This window comes from Corynebacterium coyleae (assembly GCF_030408635.1).
Taxonomy (GTDB): Bacteria; Actinomycetota; Actinomycetes; order Mycobacteriales; family Mycobacteriaceae; genus Corynebacterium; species Corynebacterium coyleae.
Genome location: NZ_CP047198.1, coordinates 2,071,801 through 2,091,202 on the forward strand (window position 1 = coordinate 2,071,801; position 19,402 = coordinate 2,091,202).

A 19,402-nucleotide genomic window follows, 5' to 3' on the forward strand; every position below is an offset into this window, starting at 1 on the left:
CGTGTGTGGAAAAGAGATTGTGGGGAAAGCTCAGAGGTTCGCGCCAACGCTTAGCGACGATCGACGCTGCCCGCACCTCTCCTCCCCCATCCGTCCTCGCCCCGATCAACCTGACCGATCCGACCGAGGTCGCCGCGGTGATGAACATCGCCGCCCGCATCGGGGAAATCCTCATCGCAAACGCCACTACATCCGCGGATGCGATCAAGCAGATCCACACCGTGTGTTCGTCGTACGGCCTGCACTACGTGCACGTATCCATCACGGTGAACACGATTACGCTGAACACCATCATCGGCGTGGACCATCGCACCCCGGTCACCGTGTTCCGCGTGGTCACCATGATCAGCGAGAACTACCACAAACTGCAGGAAGTGGACCGCCTGATCCGCTCGATCCGCTCAGGCGCAACACCGCCTGAGATGGCGGAGAAGATTCTCGACGAGATCGACAACGCCCCCATCCCCTACCGCAACACCCGCAACTTGGCCGGCTGGACTGTGATGGGTTTCTTCGTCGCCATGCTGCTCGGCGGCGATTTGCTGCTCATGTTCTTCGGCGGCCTGACCGCGTTTCTCATCATGGGCTTTTCCAAGTTGCTCTCCCGTGGCGGGTTGCCCGGGTTTTTTCACAATGTGATTGGTGGGTTCGTCGCCACGCTGCCCGCTGCAATCGCCTATGACTTTTCCGCCTCGATCGGGCACACGATCAACCCCAGTCAGCTGATCGCAACAGGCATCATCGTCCTGCTTGCAGGTTTGACGCTGGTGCAATCGCTTCTCGACGGCGTCACCGGCTCCATGGTCAACGCCTCCGCCCGCTTCTTCCAAGCCATGTTGGGCACCGGCGGCATCGTCGCAGGCGTCGCCGCTGGCGTGCAGGTTTCCGAGCTGGTCGGGATGCCACTGCCACCAGTCGAGGTGCTCCCAGCTGATGCGGCGTACAACAACGTGTGGCTGACCACCTTCGGTGGTGCGATGGCGGCCGCTGCCTTTGCGGTGTGTTGCTTTGCGGAACGAGCCGCTGTGCTGCTGTCCTTCGTCACCGCAGCGACAGGTTCATTCATCTTCTACATCGTGCTCACTCCGCTCGGCGCTGGCCGACTGTTGGCTATCGCGGCGTGTGCGGTCGCCGTCGGCTTGGCCGGCGGTCTCATTTCCCGCCGCTTCCTGATCAACCCGGTGATCACTGCTGTCGCCGGCGTGACCCCGTTCCTGCCCGGTTCGTGGATCTACCGCGGCATGTACGCACTGATGAACGAGCAGCTCCTGCTCGGCATGATGAACCTACTGACCGCGATCGGCACCTGCCTCGCCCTAGCCGGCGGCGTGGTGTTCGGCGAGTGGCTGGCCCGCCGCATCCGTGCCCCACAGCTCTACGTGCCGTACGAGGCGTTTAGGCGCGCTGGCCGGCTGACTTTCCAGCAGATTCGTCGGGTACGGCGCCGTCGTTAAGCAGGTGGCGTAGAATGATGGGGCTTTAGCTGTCGTTCTTGCAAGGAGGAACCCCCAAGTGCCACCTAAGATCACCGATTCGCGCCCCACCGCCGAACAAACGCATGCCGTTGAGGAGCAAACTGCGTCGGGCGCCCGTCGGATCGTGGCCACTTACGCTGAGGACTTCCTGGACGGCGTAACGCTCATGTCCATGCTGGGTGTCACCCCGCAGGGCTTCGTGTACAAGCGCTACGTCGAGGACCTGGAGCAAGCAGCGGAAGAGGAAGCGCCGAAGAAGGCCACCAAGAAGAAGGCGACGAAGAAGAAGGCGTCCAAGAAAAAGGCCACGAAGAAGAAGGCGACGAAGAAAAAGTCCACCAAGAAGGCAGTGAAGAAGGCTGCCAAGAAGACTGCTAAAAAGTCGACGAAGAAGACCGCCAAGAAGGCCTAATGGGTAGCAACGAGTTCCTCGTCGTGGCCAACCGCCTGCCTGTAGACAAGGTGGGCGACCATTACGAGGTCTCCCCTGGCGGTTTAGTCGCAGCCCTCGCACCGGTACTGCGCTCCCGTGGGGGCTGCTGGGTGGGATGGCCTGGCAATACCAGCGCAGAACTCGAACCGTTTGAGTTCAACGGCATCTCGCTGGTCCCCGTGTGCTTGGACCAGGACGACTTCGAGGGCTTCTACGAGGGCTTTTCCAACTCCACATTGTGGCCGCTGTACCACGACCTCATCGTCACCCCCGAGTACAGGCAGGAGTGGTGGGAGCGCTATGTCGCCGTCAACGAAAAGTTTGCGCGGGCGACCGCCAAAGCCGCTGGCAAAAACGCCACGGTGTGGGTGCAGGACTACCAGCTTCAGCTCGTACCGGGGATGCTGCGCGAACTACGCTCCGACTTAACCATCGGCTTTTTCCTGCACATCCCGTTCCCGGCACCAGCGCTGTTCCAGCAGTTGCCGTGGCGCGACGAGATCCTCTCCGGCCTGTCCGGCTGCGACCTGATCGGTTTTCAGCGCACCACCGACGAAGAGAACTTCCGCCTGCTCACCACCGATATTCGTACTGGCACCTTCCCCATTTCTATTGATGCGGATGAGGTGCAGGCGGCGACGGAGTCGTCGATACGCACACTGCGCAATTCGCTCGGCAACCCGAAGCACGTGCTGCTGGGCGTGGATCGGATGGATTACACCAAGGGCATCCTGCAGCGACTGCTGGCGGTCGAGGAACTGCTGGAGGAAGGCGAACTCGACGATATTGCCGTGGTGCAGTTGGCTACGCCGTCGCGTGAACGCATCGAGCACTACCGCAAGACCCGTACGGAAGTTGAGCAGGCGATCGGGCGTATCAACGGCCGCTTCGGCCAGGTCGGCCGCCCGGTCGTGCACTACATCCACCGCGGGGTGTCCAAGGACAAGCTGGGTACCTTTTATGCAGCGGCCGACATCATGCTGGTCACACCGTTTAAGGACGGCATGAACCTCGTGGCCAAGGAATACGTCGCCGCACACCCAAACGGCGACGGTGCGCTGGTGCTCTCCGAGTTCGCGGGTGCTGCGGTGGAGCTCAACCAGGCCTACCTGTGCAACCCGTTCGACCTGGGGTCCGTCAAGGCCGCGATTGTGGCCGCAACCAATCCTGATCCGGCACGCATGCGGGCGATGCACGACTGGGTCATGGAACACGACGTGACCCGCTGGGCGCAGGACTTCTTGGAGGCGTTGTGAAGCGCGCGCTGCTGCTCGCCCCGGTGATGCTGCTCGCGGCGTGTTCGAGCCCGCAGCAGTGGCACGTCGTTGGCGTGTACACCGCCCCAGAGGCGCCCGTCGCGCGCAATACCGGCGGCGCATCCGTCACCTTTTCGGGTTCGTCGTTTTCCGGCACCACCGGCTGCGCTGAGGTTTCCGGCGAGTTTGAGGGCGACGACACTGTCCGTTTGCGCGACGTCACCGTCGGCGACCCGGGCGACTGCGCCGGTTGGGCCCGCCACATGCACGACCAGTTGGCGCCCCTGCTTCACGACGACACCGAGTTCACCGTCACCCACCCAACCGATACCGACCTTGTACTCACCCTGCTCAGTGACGCCGTGGATGCCCCGGCCGTTAAACTGCGCACATGGTGATTGCTCAGGCCGAAACGTTGTTGGTGTGCCTCGACTTCGACGGCACGCTTGCTGAACTCAACCCCGACCCCTACGCGGTCACAATGCATCCGGCGGCCGAGGACGCGATCCGTCGCCTTGCTGCTCTCCCCGGCACCGAGGTTGCAATCCTGTCCGGCCGCCACCTCGACGGTCTGCGCCAGGTCCTCCCTTCCGGCCTCAATGTCACCCTCGTCGGCTCCCACGGTGCCGAGCCCGGGCCCACGCTTGACGACGACTCCCGCGCCCACCTCGACGACATCGAACGCCAACTGCGCGACATCGCCATCCCGCCCGCCTATGTGGAGGTGAAGCCGTATCAGAGGGTGTTGCACGTGGCGCCGGTCGCGGATAAGCAGGCGGCCCAGGACATGCTCGACGCCGCCGCTGCCCTGCCCGCCCGAAAGATCACATTGGGACACAATGTGGTGGAGTTTTCGGCCGTGGATATCACGAAGGGCACCTGGCTCGCCGAATACAAGCGTGACTTCGCCACCACCCTGTTCGCGGGTGACGACGACACCGACGAAACCGCCATCGCCGCCCTCGGCCCCACCGACCTGGCGGTAAAGGTCGGCGACAAACCCTCGCTGGCGTCGCGTCGCGTCGCAGATGTTGACGCCATGGCTGAGCTCTTGGCGGAACTCGCCGACGAAAGGGAAGCATGGAACGCCTCTCGCTAGAGCACCAGGGACGCACTCGCACCTGGACCGCCGTCGAAGGCGACCCCGACACGCTCCTGTTGGTGCTGCACGGGTCGCGCCAGTCCGGCAACGTGATGCGCAACTTCACCGACCGAACCTTTGAAACCCTCGGCGCGACCGTGGCCTACCCGGACGGTGTGGAGCACCACTTCAACGACCTGCGCACCGGTTTCAACGAGTCCGCACGCCGCCTGAACATCGACGACGTCGGATTCCTACGGAAGGTCATCGCACACCACGCCCCGCGTCGCGTGATCGGCATCGGCTTTTCCAACGGCGGCCAAATGGTCATGCGCCTCCTTTTCGACGCCCCCGGCCTCCTCGACGGCGCCGCCACCTTCGGCGCCTCCATGCCCGTCGAATCCAACACGTGTGTTGGCACTTCCGATTATCAGCCCGCCCCGCTCGTTTCCGTCCAAGGCACCGCCGACCCGCTCGTCCCCTACAACGGCGGCGAAGCCGGGATCGGCGGCAACAACCGTGGCCAGACCCGTTCCGCAATCAGCTCTGCGCAGTTCTTTGCGGAACTCAACTCGTGTGGGTGGCGGGGGTCGTCGACAAGCGGTGCCCTGCGTATCGACGACTGGCACGGCCCCGCCCCCGTCCGCCTCATCACCATCGACGGCTTCGGCCACATGGTGCCGGTAGCCAAAACGCTCGACGCGCGGCTTGGGCCCGGCACCGACGAGATCACCGGCGGTGAGGTTATTCAGCGATTCTTCTTTGACGAGCGAACTCGCTAAGCACCACGCCCGCCGCCACCGACGCGTTGAGGGACTCCACCCAATCCGTCATCAGCACCGACATGATCACGTCGCAGTTCTCGCGCACCAGGCGTGAAATGCCCTTGCCTTCGGAGCCAACCACGATCACTACCGGGCCCGTGGCCTGGTCAAACGTGTCCAGGGTGTGCTCGCCGCCCGCATCCAGGCCGACGACCGTGTAGCCGTTGTCCTGGAACTTCTTCACCGTGCGAGTCACGTTGGTCACGCGCGCCACCGGCAACTGCGCCGCCGTACCCGCCGACGTCCGCCACGCCACACCCGTGACCTGCGCCGAACGCCGTTCCGGGATGATCACGCCGTTACCACCGAACGCCGCAGTCGAACGAATCACCGCACCAAGATTGCGCGGATCCGTAATGTTGTCCAGCACCACAAACATGCCGGGGCCATCCACCGACTCCAGCAGGTCATCCAGGTCCGCGTACTTGTACGGCTGGATCTTCAGTCCGATGCCCTGGTGTAGGCCGTTACCGGTCATCGCATCCAACTGCTGACGCGGCACTTCCTGCACCGGAATGTTCTTGCTGTTCGCCAGCGCAACGGCCTCGCTCAGACGATCATCGTGGCCGGTGCCCTGCGCGACGAACAACGCCTCCGACGGCACCTTCGCCTTCAGACACTCAATGACCGGGTTGCGGCCCACCACCAGATCCGCCACCTCACGGTCGTGCCGACCCTGCGCGCGGCGCTTTTGCTCCAACTTGCGCTTATGCGCCGCGTGGTAGACGCGATCCTCAGCCTTCGGCGTCGCACCCTTGCCCTTCAGGCCACGGCGACGCTGCCCGCCAGAGCCCTTCGTTGGGCCCTTCTTGTTCTTCTTCTGTACGTCACGACGCTGATACGGTTTCGCCATCGTCTACTCCTTTACCTGCCACTGCGGCCCCTCGGCCGTGTCGGTCACTTCAATTCCCGCACGCGCCAACCGGTCGCGCACCTCGTCCGCCGTGGCCCAATCCTTCTCCGCACGCGCGGTCGCACGGCGTTCCAGTTCAGCTTCCACCAGCACGTCTAATGCCTTGCTATTGCCATTGCTTGACGACGACGGCCACGCCCCCGGATCAACACCCAACACCGCCGCCATCGCACGCACCTGCGCCGCGATCGGGGCCGGATCGGCTGCCTTATTGCCCTCGCGCACAAGGTTGTGGATTTCTGCGAGGGCTTTCGGGACGGCGAAGTCGTCGTTAAGCGCCTGCTCAAATGCCTCAGTCCACGTCGACGGCTCCGGCATACCAGCGCGCTTCACAAACTCCTCGATGCGCCTAAAGCCGGCCGCAGCTTCCTTGAGCGCCTCCGGCGAATACTCCAACACGCTGCGGTAATGCGCCGACCCGAGGTAGTAACGCAACTCCACCGGGCGCACCTCCTCCAGCATGTTGTCGATGGACAGCACATTGCCCAGGCTCTTCGACATCTTCTCGCCAGCCATGGTCACCCAGTGGTTGTGCATCCAATACTGCGCGAAATCATCGCCCGCCGCATGCGACTGCGCCTGCTCGTTCTCGTGGTGCGGGAACTGCAGGTCAAGGCCACCACCGTGGATGTCAAACGTGCCACCCAGGTACCACGTGGACATCGCCGAGCACTCCAAGTGCCACCCCGGACGCCCATCGCCCCACGGGGTCGGCCAACTCGGCTCACCCGGCTTCGCCGCCTTCCACAACGCGAAGTCACGTGCGCCTCGCTTGCCCGCGTTCGACGTCTCCCCCTGCTCCATCTCCTCAACCTTGTTGCCGGAAATTGAGCCGTAATCGCCGCCCGCCTTCACCCAAGCGTCGACGTCGAAGTACACCGAACCGTCCGCTGCATAGGCGTAGCCGTTATCAATCAGGCGCTGCATGTAATCGACCATCTGCGTCACATGCCCAGTCGCCCGCGGCTCCACCGACGGCGGCAACACACCAAGCGTGTCGTACGCGCGCGTGAACTCACGCTCGTACGTGGACACCCACTCCCACCAGGGGCGATTGCGCTCGTCTGCCTTGGCGAGAATCTTGTCGTCAATATCCGTAACGTTGCGCACAAACGCGACGTCGTTGCCCTTCGCCGCAAACCAGCGACGAACAATATCGAACGCAACACCCGAACGCAGGTGGCCAATATGCGGCTTCGCCTGCGGAGTGGCGCCACACAGATAAATCGAAACGTGGCCAGGATTCACCGGCTCGAAGTCTCGCAGCGTGCGGGTCTTGGTGTCGAAAATACGTTGATTCACGCCGTTTATCCTACGTTGCCGTTCAATTCCACCAACGCAGTGGCAATCGCCGCCCGGCCCTCACCCGAACCAGTGAACCCCATGTGGTCCGTCGTCGTCGCCGACACCGACACCGGAGCACCCAAAGCCTGCGACAACACCCGCTCCGCTTCCTCCCGCACCGGGCCCATCTTCGGGGTCTGCCCAATCATTTGTGCAGAAACATTGACGACGGTGTGGCCGTGGTCGTCGACAAGCGCACGGAGCTCCTCGAGCAACTGCACCCCTCGGACCCCGTCATACTCCGGGCGGCCGACCCCGACGAACGAGCCGAGATCCCCAAGGCCCGCCGCCGACAGCACCGCGTCCACGATCGCGTGGCTGACAACATCGCCATCTGAATGACCTTCGCAACCATCCTGGCCCTCGTGCAGAATTCCGGCGATCCAGCACTCCTTCCCGGCCTGGATCTGATGGGCATCGAAGGCAGTACCAACTCGCAGATTCGTCATGGACTGAACACTACCCACTCCGGGGACGCCGAGTCGTATTCTTCGAAGCCCTCGCGCTCCAGTTCGAGGTCGCGCAGGTGTCTCTTCAGCGAGGCGAGGAGTTCCGGCGTAATCTCCGGCATCTTCTCCGGCGCATACTCGAACTTGCGGCCAAACTTATCCTCCAGCGTGGTGATCGTTTCCACGCAGGCTTCCCAGTCGTAGTCCTTTTCGTACTGCTCCACCGCCGAGTGACACCGGGCGTTGAACTCCGCACTGTCGCGGCGCCGCTTCCGACGCTGTTCCAGAGTGGACTTCCACCGCGGGTTTTCACCTTCGGCGAGATACTCGACGATCAAGCCGTCGGGTTCGCTGACCTGGAAGGTGCCGTCATCGAAAAGCCAGACGACTTCGCCCGTGACGTGATCGACCACATAGGTAGCGCGGCGGTCCGTCTTGATGTTGTGGTGACGCTGGCACAGACAGAACAGGTTCGACGGCGTCGTTTTGCCGCCGTTGCCGTATGGAATCCGGTGATCGAGCTGGCAACGCTTTGCCGGCACGTTGCAACCGGGCCAACGGCAGGAACCGTCGCGGGTCTGCACGAAAGCCTTCATTGCGTCGGTGGGCACATAGGCGTCGGTCTCGGCATGTTCAGCCTCGTCGAGGTCGATGACCTTCACCTTGGCGGTTTCTTTGAGCGCGTCGATGATTTCCGTGCCGTCTGCCCCCGACCAGCCGAAGCCGGGAACGAAGTAGCCGGCGCTTGGGGTCTTCGGCGAAAACACGTGCAGCACCAACTGAATCGACGAGTGCTGCTGGCCGGTGAGGATCATCTGCAGTGCATCGTCACGACTGAGCTTGTGTTCCTTCGCGACGGCACCGACATACATATCCATCAGACCAATCGTTGCCGAGTCGCCAGAGATATTCAGACCGGCGTCCCCGTCGTCTTGGCCATAGAACACGCCTTGGCAGGTGCCGAATGGCGCATCTTTTGCTTTCTTGCGAGCTTTCGTTTTCTTCGGGCTTGGTGCCAACTTCGCATCAACCTGCTTGATCCGGTCCCGCAGGCGGCGCTTTAGCGACGTCGCCGATGGCAACTCCATCCCGGCGGAACGCGGCGTGAACACCTTGACTAGGTAGTCGTCGAACTCAGCCAACACTTCGGGCGTGGCGAGATCGTTCAACCGGTTTAGCACGGTCTCGATTGCGCTAAGGCGCGTGATATCTAGCCGTCGCATATCAGCCTGCATTTGGCGTAGTTTCGGCAGGTCTGCCAAGACGCTATACCCAAGAATTCCGCTTTCAGCCCAGCTCACGGTACGGCCGGCGGCGCTTGCGATGCGCTGGCTTACCAGTTCGAAGTCGTCGATAATCGCACCGGGTTCAGCGTAAGCGTGAAAGATACTGTATTCCGCGTCTCGCATCGCTTGACCTGCGACGCTAATCTGGTCACCCTGACGTTCTGTTGCGAAGTATCCGGTAGACATTGTCCCCCCTTTCGATCTTTCAATCGAACATACATGCCACCACCGCGACAATGCAAGGGTTTTTCGAAACTTTTTAGATAATTCGTTCGAACGCCCTAGCTAGTTGCCGGGGATCTCGAACACGGTCGGCTCGGCCTCATCGGTAATGCTTTTCGCCAGGCGAAGATCGATCGGGGTGGTAATCTTGAACGCCATCGGATCGCCCTGAACAGTGGTGACGGGGGCGCCGTACCACTCCATTAGAGACGCGTCATCAGTTGCCACGAACTCGGGCGACTGCTCAAGGTAAGCACGGTTGGCGGCACGCAATTGGCGCAGGTCAAAGCCTTGCGGTGTCTGTGCGGCCCGCAAACGGCTGCGGTCCAGCGTCGCCTCCACCGCATCCACCGCACCCCCACTGACCTGTTTAATGGTGTCCGCGACAGGTACAATCGGCACCACCGCGGGCGCGCCATCGAGCACGGCACGGGCCACGCGGGCAATCATGCCGGGAGGGGTGAGGGCGCGGGCGGCGTCGTGGACGAGCACGCAGGCGTCGTCAAGCGAAATTGCTTCGAGCGCTGCGTAGATGGAGTCCGCGCGCTCCGCACCGCCATGCACAAACTGCACGTCGTGCCCCCGCAGGCACTGTCGGGCATGCTCCTCCATCGCAGGACTGATGACGACGACCACCTGGTCCACAATCTCGGAGGTTTCCATCGCGGTGACGGAACGCTCCAAAAGCGTGCGCCCGCGCAACGGGACGTACGCCTTTGGCACCTCAGCGCCCAGCCGGGTGCCCTGACCTGCTGCGGCAACAACCGCTACAACACGGCGGTCCAAGGGCTCGTCTTACTCGTCGTCGAAAGAAAGCTCGTCGAGGTCAACATCATCTTCGGCGTCAACATCGCCCGGCGCCTCGGAGATACCGGCCTTGACCTGCTCGTCGATGATCTTCTGGATCTCGGCTTCCATCTCCTCGACCTTCTTCTCATCAACAGGCTCTGCAAGCGCGAGCTCACCGACGAGAATCTGGCGAGCCTTACCAAGCATGCGCTTCTCACCAGCAGAAAGACCCTTGCCCTGGTCACGGCGCCACAGGTCACGTACAACCTCGGCCACCTTATTAATGTCGCCGGAGGCAAGGCGCTCCTGGTTCGCCTTGTAGCGACGAGACCAGTTGCCGGCCTCCTCAACATCCGTCTCACGCAGCACGGAGAACACCTTCTGCAGGCCCTCCTCGTTGACTACGTCACGCACGCCGACAAGCTCGGAGTTCTTTACGGGCACGCGAACCTCAAGGTCTGAGTGGAGAATCTGCAGCACCAAGAAGTCCAGCTTCTCGCCGCGCATCTCACGCTCTTCGATGTCGGCGATACGCGCCGCGCCGTGGTGCGGGTAAACGACCACTTCTCCGACCTTGAATTCCATAAACGCTCCTTGGTGCTCCCGGCGAAGTTTTGACCCCACAACCCTACCACCGCCTTCAAAGCTCCGAATAGGGGATAAAATGGGAAAAGTTGCTGTCTAGGCGCTAAAGTATTCCAGAGAATAACCTTCGAAACCGTTTGACTATGGAGGACCCCACGTGAAGTCCCTGAAGCAGGTAGCCGTTATCGCTGCCGCTGGCTGCGCATCCTTGGCCCTTGTTGGCTGCTCCGCTGGCCAGATTACTCAGACCTCGAACCAGGTCGCTGCTGTGGATGGTGCCAGCGCCGCAACCGAGAACGGCGAAGTTGCTGTGCAGGATGTCACCGTCGTCTTGGCTGAGGACGGCAAGGCTGCCCTCAAGTTCACCGCGACGAACCAGGACACCTCCATGACGGATCACACGTTGAAGTCCGTCACCGCTGGTGGCAACACCGTCAAGATCGCAAACAACAACACGATTAAGTACAACTGCGTGTTGGTTGCTGATTCCGCCGAGGGCCTCGAGCGCCTGCCGCAGGATGACGCGAACTGCATCAGCTACACCGCTACCTCGCTGGCTAACGACGATTTCGCGTACGGTGGCAACGTCCCGGTCACGTTCAACTTTGACACCGGCTCCATCGACGTAGTGGCTACCGTGTCTGCACCGCACCTCGTTTCGGGCCAGGTTGACCGCGAGACTGGCGCGAAGCACTAAGAGCTTTTCGCTTATCGACGAACACATGCCGCTGGGTTAACCAGCGGCCTTTTCGTTTTCGAACACTTTTCGAACACTTGCAGGCTCCGTGTCGTGTGCGTGTTATACGGTGTCGCACATGGCTAAGAAACCTCGCGTGATCCACACGTGCTCCGAATGCGGCTACTCTTCCCCGAAGTGGCTCGGCCGCTGCCCTGAGTGCGGGTCGTGGGGAACGTTGCAAGAAGAAGCGCCGGCTGCGGTTTCCGCAGGTTCGGTAAAGACGTCCGCGCTGACACCAACGTCGCCCGCGACCCCGATTACGAAGGTGAACGCGACTGCGACGCGCACGTTGCCCTCTGGCATCCGGGAACTCGACCGGGTGTTGGGTTCCGGTGTCGTGCCGGGGTCGGTGGTGCTGATGGCCGGTGAGCCGGGCGTGGGTAAATCGACGCTGTTGCTTGAAGTGGCATCGCGGTGGGCGGCGATGGATGGCCGCAAGGCGCTATACGTGACTGCTGAGGAATCTGCAGGCCAGGTCCGTGCCCGTGCTGAACGCACCGATGCGTTGAAAGACACGCTGTACTTGGCGGCGGAGTCGAACCTCGACGTGGTGTTTGGCCACGTCCAGCAGGTCAACCCCTCGCTGCTCATTGTGGATTCGGTGCAGACTATGCACGCCGCGGGTGTGGAGGGTGTTGCGGGTGGGGTGGCACAGTCCCGCGCAGTAACGGCTGCGCTGACCACACTGGCGAAGACGACGAACCTGCCGATCATCCTGGTGGGGCATGTGACTAAGGACGGCAACGTGGCCGGCCCGCGCGTGCTCGAGCACCTGGTGGATGTGGTGTTGAACTTTGAGGGTGACAGGCAGTCGTCGTTACGCATGCTGCGTGGCATGAAGAATCGCTTCGGGGCGACGGACGAGGTGGGGTGCTTCGAGCAGACCGCTGGTGGCATCCGGGAGGTACCGGACCCATCGGGGCTGTTCCTCTCTCACCGCGGGAAGACTCCGGACGGTTCTGCGGTCACGGTGGCGATGGATGGCGTCCGGCCGATGCTGGCGGAAGTCCAGGCACTTACCGTCGATCCGGTGAATAAGAGCCCGCGACGCGTGGTCACGGGCTTGGATTTCAACAGGGTGCCGATGGTGCTCGCTGTCCTGCAGGCACGCTGCGGGCAGCGCACGAATGACAAGGACGCGTACGTAGCAACCGTTGGCGGTGTGAAGATCACCGAAACAGCAACGGATCTTGCGGTCGCGCTGGCTACATGGTCGAGCCTGCACGAAACACCGCTGCCGCCGAAGACTGTGGTCATCGGCGAAGTGGGCCTCGCGGGTGAACTACGAAGGGTGCCTAACCTCGGACGCCGCCTGCAGGAGGCGGCGAGGTTGGGATACGAAAACGCGATCGTGCCCAGCGGAGAACTCGAACCGGTCGAGGGAATGCGGGTCAGTCAGGTCTCTACGCTCGGGGAGGCGATCGCGCTGTTAGCTAAATAACTACAAGAAACTAGGTGATGTTGAAGGGGGCTGCTTCCGAAGCATTGTCGCCGATGACCGTGTGCAGGAAGTAGGACCCCGGCTCGATCGCGGGACGGTCATCACACTTACCCGGCTGAGATACGGTGCCGGACCAGCGAGCCTGGTAGCCCTGCTTCTCCCCCGCCTTGTAGGTCTGGGTGCCGGACACGACGGGCTGGTAGCAGTCGGTGTCTGCCCACATGCGCTCGTTGGTACGCATGTCGTACACCTCGAAGCGCAGGATGTTCTCGTCAAGGTCGATGACGCAGTCGGTGTCGGTCGGGTTTTCCACTTCCATGTAGAACACCGGCTCGGTGCCTGCGGCGTAGGACGGCTGGTTCGGCAACGCCTTGATCCGTAGGTCCTTGAGTTCGCATGCGCCAGTGCGGGCCGGTGCGGCCTCAACACTGGAAGGTTCCTCGGACGGGGATGCGGACGCAGTCTCAGACGTAGATTCCTCAGGCGCGGCGACGGTCGGCTCGGTAGCCACGGTCGGGTTCACGGTTTGCTCGGTGGAGGTTTCGGTTGCCCCATCCGATCCGGATCCGCCGCTGCGGGCCATGGCGGAAAGCGCCCAGACCAGCAACGCCACAACCACGAGGAGGATGACGAGGGCCGCGACGCGGCGACGCATGTAGATCTCCGGGGGCAATGGGCGCTGGTTCGACATGCTTATAACTTAATCGCCGAAGTTTTCGTAGGTGGTCTCGACACGGCCGTCCGAAAGACGGTAACGCGCGCCAACCACACCGATGCTGCGCTTGCTCAAGCCAGCAACAACGGCGGGGATGCGGGCGACCAAGTGCTCGGCGCCGTGGCGGGCGTGGGCTTGCTCGACCTGTTCGCCGCGCTTTTCGGCCTCGACGATGGATGGGGCGATCTTCTCGACGAACAGGCGGGTCAGGCCGTGCGGGATCTCGCCGGACTCGAACGCCTGGACTGCGGAGCCGACAGCGCCGCACTTTTCGTGGGACAGGAACAGCACGAGGTCTACGCCGAGGCCGTCGACGGCGAACTCCACGGATGCGGAAACAGCGGAGTCGACGCAGCCGCCGGCGGTGCGGATGACGAAGATGTCGCCGAAGCCGGCGTCGAAAAGCAGCTCGACGGGCACGCGCGAGTCAGAACAACCGATGACACATACGGCTGGGTTCTGGCCGGAGGTGAGCTGCTGGAGTGTTTCGGCGTCGCGGTGCGGGGCGACGGTGTTGCCGGTGGCGAATCGCTCGTTGCCTGCGCGAAGCAGGTCCCACACTTCGCGCGGGGAGGTAGCGGCCTGGAGCTCTGTTGCATTAGTCATACCGGCTATTGTGGCACGCATTGTGCAGAATATTCGCCCAAATCAGATAGTTGATTGGTATCGCGCCAACGCGCGGGATTTGCCGTGGCGCAAACCGGGTACGTCACCGTGGGGTGTGCTGATCAGCGAGGTCATGAGCCACCAAACCCAGGTGGAGCGCGTTGCCCCCATTTGGTTGGAGTGGATTGAGCGCTGGCCGACTCCGCACGATTTTGCGCAGGCGCGTATCGACGACATCCTGCGCGCCTGGGCCAACCTCGGCTACCCACGGCGGGCGTTGAGGTTGCGGGAGTGCGCGCAGGTGATCGTCGACAAGCATGGCGGCGTTGTGCCGGACGATGTGGACGCGCTGCTGGCACTGCCTGGCATTGGGGACTACACGGCGCGGGCGGTGGCGTGTTTCGCCTACGGGAAGAACGTGCCGGTTGTTGACACGAATGTGCGTCGCGTGGTGGCGCGTGTGGAGCGCGGCCAGGCGCTGGGGGTGCCGGGGAAGAAGGAAATCCAGGAGGTTGCGCACCTGCTTCCGGAGGACAACGGTCCCGAGTTTTCGGTCGGGCTCATGGAGCTTGGTGCGCTGGTGTGCACCGCGAAGGCACCGAAGTGCGATGCGTGCCCGATTGCGCAAGATTGTGCCTGGTTGGCGGCGGGCAGGCCGGCACCTGAGGAGGGGCAGCGGCGGCCGTCGCAACGTTTTGAGGGCACGGATAGGCAGGTCCGCGGCAAGATTATGAAGGTACTGCGCGAGGCAGATTCGCCGGTTGAGCAGGCGATTATCGACGCCGTCTGGCCCGACGACGCCCAACGCTCACGCGCACTGTTCTCACTGTTGGAGGACGGCCTCGCCGAGCAGGATGAGCGCGGTTACTTCCACTTACCGCGGTAGGTCAGCCCACCCGGCAGCTTGATCCACACGCCGCCACGCGAGTTGATGGTCACTGGCCCGACGCGCTTGGAGGCGGAAACGCCCGAACCGGAGTAATTCAGCCAGCTGTCCTTGCTGAGCTTCTGGCGCTTACGAAACTGGAATCCCATAGCCGGCAGTTTACACTGCTGTACATGCAAAAACGTTGGTGCTCCCTGCTCATTCCGGTGTTATTGGCCCCATCCGCGCAGGCTGCGGACCTGAGCGCGGAGTCGTTGTCGTCGCTGTCGTCGGTGGGGTCGTCGACACTCGAGGTGGTACGCGACGCGTCGTCGTTGTCGTCGCTTCCGGAGTCATCGTGGAAACCACTGGCCGGCGCACCAGGTAGCGAGGCGGGCTCGCTTGACGCGGTGAAGCGGGTGCCAGGGTCGACCGGCCAGCGCATCCGCTACACCACCACGAACGAAAAGGGCGAGAAGGTCGCGGTGACTGGGGCGTTTTACAAACACCGCCGCGCGAAGGGGCTCATCGCGCTCGCACCGGGCACGCGTGGTCTGGGTGATCAGTGCGCGCCATCGGCAGGCTCGTCCATGCTGGTGCGCATCGAAGACGGCACCGTGAACATTAACTATGAGGCGCCCCTGGTACAGAAGCTGCTGGATGCCGGCTATTCCGTGATGGTCACCGACTACATCGGGTTGGGCACCGATGGATTGCACACCTACTTGAACAGGGTGGATCAGGGGCATGCGCTTATCGACGCCGCCCGCGCCGTCGCAAAACCAAACCAAAAAGTGGGCTTCTGGGGCTACTCCCAAGGCGGTGGCGCTGCCGCGGCCGCTGCGGAACTCGTCGCCGACTACGCACCCGAACTCAACGTGATGGGAACGTTCTCCGGTGCCCCGCCAGCCGACCCGCTGGGTGTGCTGGAGCAAGGTACCGCACCGATGCTCACCGCCGTGGCCGGTTTTGCCGCTGCGAGCTACTCCGAAAGCTACCCGGAATTCGGCGAGGCCCTGCAGGAACACCTCACCGACGAGGGCAAAGTCTGGCTCGAAGGACTGAAAAACTCGTGCGTGGTCGACGCCTCGTTGTCTGCGCCGGCCGACCCTTCCACACTGTTCACCTCTGGCGGCTCGTTTGCCGAGGTCGTGCATTCCGATGAGCGGCTGGCGAAGTATCTGGAACTAAACAAAATGGGCACCGTCGCGCCGTCTGCGCCGATCATGGTGATGACGAATGCCGACGACGACCTCGTTCCGGAGCCGCAAGCCACCCAACTGGCAGAGGACTATTGCGCCGTCGGTGCGCAGGTGGAGTACCGACGCGTGGTGGTGCCGGGTTCCCCGACGCAACCATTGTCTTCGGGGCGTCTGCAGTTGACGCCACGCGTTCCTGGTTCGGGCCATGCCGCTCCCCTGCTTTTGCAGGCCGATAATGCGATTGCGTGGATGGATGATCGTTTCGCCGAACAGCCTATGAAACGGGTGTGCCCCTCCGACCATCCTGCATATGAGGTGGTGAAGGGGCTTGACGCGGTGGAGATCACCGCGTTAGTCCTCGGCATCCTTGGGATGCTGGGGATACTCGGTGGCGCAGCCTGGTGGGTTTACACCGGCTCGGGGCCGTTGTCTTCCTTGCCCTCGTTGCCGTTCTGATCTTCGGCGGTCGTGTCGCGCTCATCCGGGAACTCGGAGGCTTCGGACTCCGGCTGGGTGCGCTCCGGCTCGATGTCGCGGACCTCTTCTTCCAGCTCGACGTCGAAGGCCTCCGCTGGCAGCGGGCGTGGACGTGGGGTGAAGGTGAAGGTCGCATCCGGGGCGGCCTTGCCGCGATCCTTGCGGGCCGTCTCCACGTCGCCATCCCAACCCTCGACGTCCACGGTGATGATCTCCCCGGCACCGATCTCGCCGAAGAGGATCTTCTCGGACAGGATGTCCTCGATCTCCCGCTGGATGGTGCGACGCAGCGGACGTGCACCCAGCACGGGGTCGAAACCACGGACTGCAAGCAGGTTCTTGGCGTTCTCGGTGAGCTCGATGCCCATGTCCTGCGCGGCCAGGTTCTTGTCCACTCGAGCGATGAGCAGGTCCACCATCTGGACAATCTCTTCCTGGGAGAGCTGCTTGAACACGACGATCTCGTCGATACGGTTCAGGAACTCCGGGCGGAAGTGCTTCTTCAGCTCGTCGTGGACCTTACCCTTCATGCGCTCGTACTGCGCCTCGGAATCCGCAGCGGTATCCCCGGTGAAGCCCAGGCCGACCGGCTTGGAGATGTCGGAGGTACCCAGGTTCGAGGTGAAGATCAGCACCGTGTTCTTGAAGTCCACGTTGCGGCCCTGGCCGTCGGTGACGTGGCCTTCTTCCAGCACCTGCAGGAGGGTGTTGTAGATCTCCTTGTGGGCCTTCTCGATCTCGTCGAAAAGCACGACCGAGAACGGCTTGCGGCGCACCTTCTCGGTGAGCTGGCCGCCCTCTTCGTAGCCGACGTATCCCGGAGGGGCACCGAAGAGACGCGACGCCGTGAAGCGATCGTGGAACTCGCCCATGTCCACCTGGATCAGGGAGTCGTCGTCGCCGAAGAGGAACTCTGCAAGCGCCTTCGACAGCTCCGTCTTACCCACACCGGACGGGCCAGCGAAGATGAACGAACCGGACGGACGGTTCGGATCCTTCAGACCCGCACGGGTGCGGCGGATGGAACGGGACACAGCCTTAACAGCCTCGTCCTGACCGATGATGCGCTTGTGCAGCTCGCCTTCCATGTTGAGCAGGCGCTTCGACTCGCTCTCGGTGAGCTTGAACACCGGGATGCCGGTCCAGTTGGCCAGCACGTCAGCGATCTGCTCCTCGCCAACCTCGGCGATGTCCTCGAGGTCGTCCGAGCGCCACTTCTTCTCCTTCGCGGCGCGCTCCTCGGTGAGCTTGCGCTCCGTTTCGCGCAGGCTAGCTGCCTTCTCAAAGTCCTGGGCGTCGATCGCCGCTTCCTTTTCCTTGCGGACCTCAGCGATACGGTCGTCGACCTCACGCAGGGAATCCGGGGCGGTCATGCGCTTGATGCGCATGCGGGCGCCGGCCTCGTCGAGAAGATCGACTGCCTTATCCGGCAGGAAACGATCGTTGATGTAGCGATCCGACAGGTTTGCGGCTGCCTTGAGCGCATCGTCGGTGTAGGACACGCGGTGGTGCGCCTCGTAGCGGTCGCGCAGGCCCTTGAGGATCTGGATGGTGTCCTCGATGCTCGGCTCGTCCACCTGCACCGGCTGGAAACGACGCTCAAGAGCGGCGTCCTTCTCGATGTGCTTGCGGTACTCATCAAGCGTGGTGGCACCGATGGTCTGGAGCTCGCCACGAGCCAGCTTCGGCTTCAGCAGCGAAGCAGCGTCGATCGCGCCTTCGGCGGCACCGGCGCCGACGAGGGTGTGGATCTCGTCGATAAACAGGATGATGTCGCCGCGCTGGTTGATCTCCTTGAGCACCTTCTTCAGGCGCTCCTCGAAGTCACCGCGGTAACGCGAACCTGCAACCAGGGAGCCCAGGTCCAGCGAGTAAACCTGCTTGTCCTTCAGGGTCTCCGGGACGTTGCCGTTAGCAATGTCGAGCGCCAAGCCCTCCACGACAGCAGTCTTACCGACGCCCGGCTCACCAATGAGCACCGGGTTGTTCTTGGTACGGCGTGACAGAACCTGCATGACGCGCTCGATTTCCTTATCGCGACCCACAACCGGGTCGAGCTTGCCTTCCTTGGCAGCAGCGGTGAGGTTACGGCCGAACTGGTCGAGCACGAGCGAATTGGAACGCTCGCCGCCCTGCGGGCCGCCACCACCTGCACGGTTGCCGCCAGCACCCGCACCTGCGAAGCCTGGGCCGCCGCCCTGCTGCGGGGACTCCGGATTCTGTGCCTCGCCGCCCTCGTAACCAGACAGCAACTGGATAACCTGCTGGCGCACACGCGGCAGGTCAGCGCCGAGCTTGATCAGCACCTGGGCTGCAACGCCCTCGCCCTCACGGATCAGGCCGAGCAGCAAGAACTCGGTGCCGATGTACTTGTGGCCCATCTGCAAACCCTCACGCAGGGAGAGCTCCAGGACCTTCTTGGCACGCGGGGTAAACGGGATGTGGCCGGTGACCGGCTGGGTGCCGTGGCCAATGATGTCGATGACCTCGCGGCGCACATCCTCAAGGTTGATACCCATGGATTCGAGGGCCTTCGCGGCGACGCCCTCGCCTTCCTTAATCAGGCCGAGCAGGATGTGCTCGGTGCCCATGTAGTTGTGATTGAGCGCGCGCGCTTCCTCCTGCGCCAGGACGATGACGCGACGGGCCCGGTCGGTAAACCGCTCGAACATGTGGCTGACCCCTTCTATAGCTAAATCG

At 62.8% G+C, this 19,402-nt stretch carries 20 protein-coding genes; 10 read left to right on the plus strand and 10 right to left on the minus strand.

The genetic code is table 11. From position 1 onward, the window contains the following. The first annotated feature begins 5 nt into the window (after positions 1–5). Genes thrE through CCOY_RS10155 form a run of 6 tightly spaced genes read left to right on the plus strand, consistent with a single transcriptional unit; the run spans position 6 to position 5,027 of the window. Entirely contained in the window at positions 6–1,454 is a 1,449-nt protein-coding gene (gene thrE, locus CCOY_RS10130) for a threonine/serine exporter ThrE (protein WP_244268636.1), read from the plus strand. 58 nt (positions 1,455–1,512) lie between these two features. Next, on the plus strand, positions 1,513–1,887 hold the full coding sequence (locus CCOY_RS10135) for a hypothetical protein (RefSeq protein ID WP_070422506.1): 375 nt from the start codon (positions 1,513–1,515) through the stop codon (positions 1,885–1,887). Continuing rightward, positions 1,887–3,164: an alpha,alpha-trehalose-phosphate synthase (UDP-forming) gene (locus CCOY_RS10140; RefSeq protein WP_092100625.1), complete on the plus strand. Its 1,278-nt coding sequence runs from the start codon at positions 1,887–1,889 to the stop codon at positions 3,162–3,164. The genes CCOY_RS10135 and CCOY_RS10140 overlap by 1 nt, the downstream gene beginning before the upstream one ends. Further along, a complete protein-coding gene (locus tag CCOY_RS10145; RefSeq protein ID WP_092100627.1) occupies positions 3,161–3,562 on the plus strand; it encodes a YajG family lipoprotein in 402 nt (133 codons plus the stop codon). Before CCOY_RS10140 ends, CCOY_RS10145 begins: the two co-directional genes overlap by 4 nt. Continuing rightward, positions 3,556–4,263 (plus strand): trehalose-phosphatase, encoded by a 708-nt coding sequence (locus CCOY_RS10150; RefSeq protein ID WP_092100629.1) that lies wholly within the window; start codon positions 3,556–3,558, stop codon positions 4,261–4,263. Before CCOY_RS10145 ends, CCOY_RS10150 begins: the two co-directional genes overlap by 7 nt. Further along, positions 4,245–5,027, plus strand: coding sequence for a CE1 family esterase (locus CCOY_RS10155; protein ID WP_092100631.1), 783 nt, complete (start codon positions 4,245–4,247; stop codon positions 5,025–5,027). The genes CCOY_RS10150 and CCOY_RS10155 overlap by 19 nt, the downstream gene beginning before the upstream one ends. Here CCOY_RS10155 and rlmB read toward each other — a convergent pair. From rlmB to CCOY_RS10185, 6 genes are all read right to left on the minus strand, one after another. Continuing rightward, positions 4,990–5,922 carry a 23S rRNA (guanosine(2251)-2'-O)-methyltransferase RlmB gene (gene rlmB, locus CCOY_RS10160; protein WP_092100633.1) on the minus strand — a complete coding sequence of 311 codons (933 nt, stop codon included), beginning with the start codon at positions 5,920–5,922 and terminating at the stop codon, positions 4,990–4,992. The two genes, CCOY_RS10155 and rlmB, sit on opposite strands and share 38 nt — an antisense overlap. A gap of 3 nt (positions 5,923–5,925) precedes the next feature. Then, the gene (gene cysS / locus CCOY_RS10165; protein ID WP_092100635.1) at positions 5,926–7,284 is read right to left on the minus strand and encodes a cysteine--tRNA ligase; all 1,359 of its coding nucleotides are present in this window, start codon (positions 7,282–7,284) and stop codon (positions 5,926–5,928) included. 5 nt (positions 7,285–7,289) lie between these two features. Continuing rightward, the gene (ispF, locus tag CCOY_RS10170) at positions 7,290–7,775 is read right to left on the minus strand and encodes a 2-C-methyl-D-erythritol 2,4-cyclodiphosphate synthase (protein ID WP_070422499.1); all 486 of its coding nucleotides are present in this window, start codon (positions 7,773–7,775) and stop codon (positions 7,290–7,292) included. Further along, the gene (locus tag CCOY_RS10175) at positions 7,772–9,247 is read right to left on the minus strand and encodes an HNH endonuclease signature motif containing protein (RefSeq protein WP_092100637.1); all 1,476 of its coding nucleotides are present in this window, start codon (positions 9,245–9,247) and stop codon (positions 7,772–7,774) included. The genes ispF and CCOY_RS10175 overlap by 4 nt, the downstream gene beginning before the upstream one ends. 99 nt (positions 9,248–9,346) lie before the next feature. Continuing rightward, complete coding sequence (ispD, locus tag CCOY_RS10180) at positions 9,347–10,069, minus strand: 2-C-methyl-D-erythritol 4-phosphate cytidylyltransferase (protein WP_143028423.1); 723 nt, start codon at positions 10,067–10,069, stop codon at positions 9,347–9,349. Positions 10,070–10,078: 9 nt separating this feature from the next. Further along, the gene (locus CCOY_RS10185; RefSeq protein ID WP_070450262.1) at positions 10,079–10,657 is read right to left on the minus strand and encodes a CarD family transcriptional regulator; all 579 of its coding nucleotides are present in this window, start codon (positions 10,655–10,657) and stop codon (positions 10,079–10,081) included. A gap of 157 nt (positions 10,658–10,814) precedes the next feature. Between CCOY_RS10185 and CCOY_RS10190 the strand changes: the two genes are divergently transcribed. Then, positions 10,815–11,354 (plus strand): hypothetical protein, encoded by a 540-nt coding sequence (locus CCOY_RS10190; RefSeq protein WP_070422495.1) that lies wholly within the window; start codon positions 10,815–10,817, stop codon positions 11,352–11,354. A 118-nt stretch (positions 11,355–11,472) separates the two neighbouring features. After that, the gene (gene radA, locus CCOY_RS10195) at positions 11,473–12,837 is read left to right on the plus strand and encodes a DNA repair protein RadA (protein ID WP_070771822.1); all 1,365 of its coding nucleotides are present in this window, start codon (positions 11,473–11,475) and stop codon (positions 12,835–12,837) included. Positions 12,838–12,847: 10 nt separating this feature from the next. Here radA and CCOY_RS10200 read toward each other — a convergent pair whose 3' ends face one another. Both CCOY_RS10200 and CCOY_RS10205 read right to left on the minus strand, forming a co-directional pair. Then, positions 12,848–13,528 (minus strand): hypothetical protein, encoded by a 681-nt coding sequence (locus CCOY_RS10200; RefSeq protein ID WP_070422493.1) that lies wholly within the window; start codon positions 13,526–13,528, stop codon positions 12,848–12,850. Between the two features lie 9 nt (positions 13,529–13,537). Next, positions 13,538–14,158 carry a carbonic anhydrase gene (locus CCOY_RS10205; protein WP_070422492.1) on the minus strand — a complete coding sequence of 207 codons (621 nt, stop codon included), beginning with the start codon at positions 14,156–14,158 and terminating at the stop codon, positions 13,538–13,540. Positions 14,159–14,168: 10 nt separating this feature from the next. Here CCOY_RS10205 and CCOY_RS10210 point away from each other — a divergent pair, with 10 nt between their 5' ends. After that, complete coding sequence (locus tag CCOY_RS10210; RefSeq protein ID WP_425284104.1) at positions 14,169–15,044, plus strand: HhH-GPD family protein; 876 nt, start codon at positions 14,169–14,171, stop codon at positions 15,042–15,044. Here CCOY_RS10210 and CCOY_RS10215 read toward each other — a convergent pair. Next, complete coding sequence (locus CCOY_RS10215; RefSeq protein WP_083279432.1) at positions 15,023–15,193, minus strand: DUF4236 domain-containing protein; 171 nt, start codon at positions 15,191–15,193, stop codon at positions 15,023–15,025. The two genes, CCOY_RS10210 and CCOY_RS10215, sit on opposite strands and share 22 nt — an antisense overlap. Positions 15,194–15,217: 24 nt before the next feature. Here CCOY_RS10215 and CCOY_RS10220 point away from each other — a divergent pair, with 24 nt between their 5' ends. After that, a complete protein-coding gene (locus tag CCOY_RS10220) occupies positions 15,218–16,681 on the plus strand; it encodes a lipase family protein (RefSeq protein ID WP_092100639.1) in 1,464 nt (487 codons plus the stop codon). On the opposite strand, the gene CCOY_RS10225 is transcribed toward CCOY_RS10220, so the two are convergent. Continuing rightward, the gene (locus CCOY_RS10225; RefSeq protein ID WP_070422490.1) at positions 16,633–19,374 is read right to left on the minus strand and encodes an ATP-dependent Clp protease ATP-binding subunit; all 2,742 of its coding nucleotides are present in this window, start codon (positions 19,372–19,374) and stop codon (positions 16,633–16,635) included. The two genes, CCOY_RS10220 and CCOY_RS10225, sit on opposite strands and share 49 nt — an antisense overlap. Between the last annotated feature and the right edge of the window lie 28 nt (positions 19,375–19,402).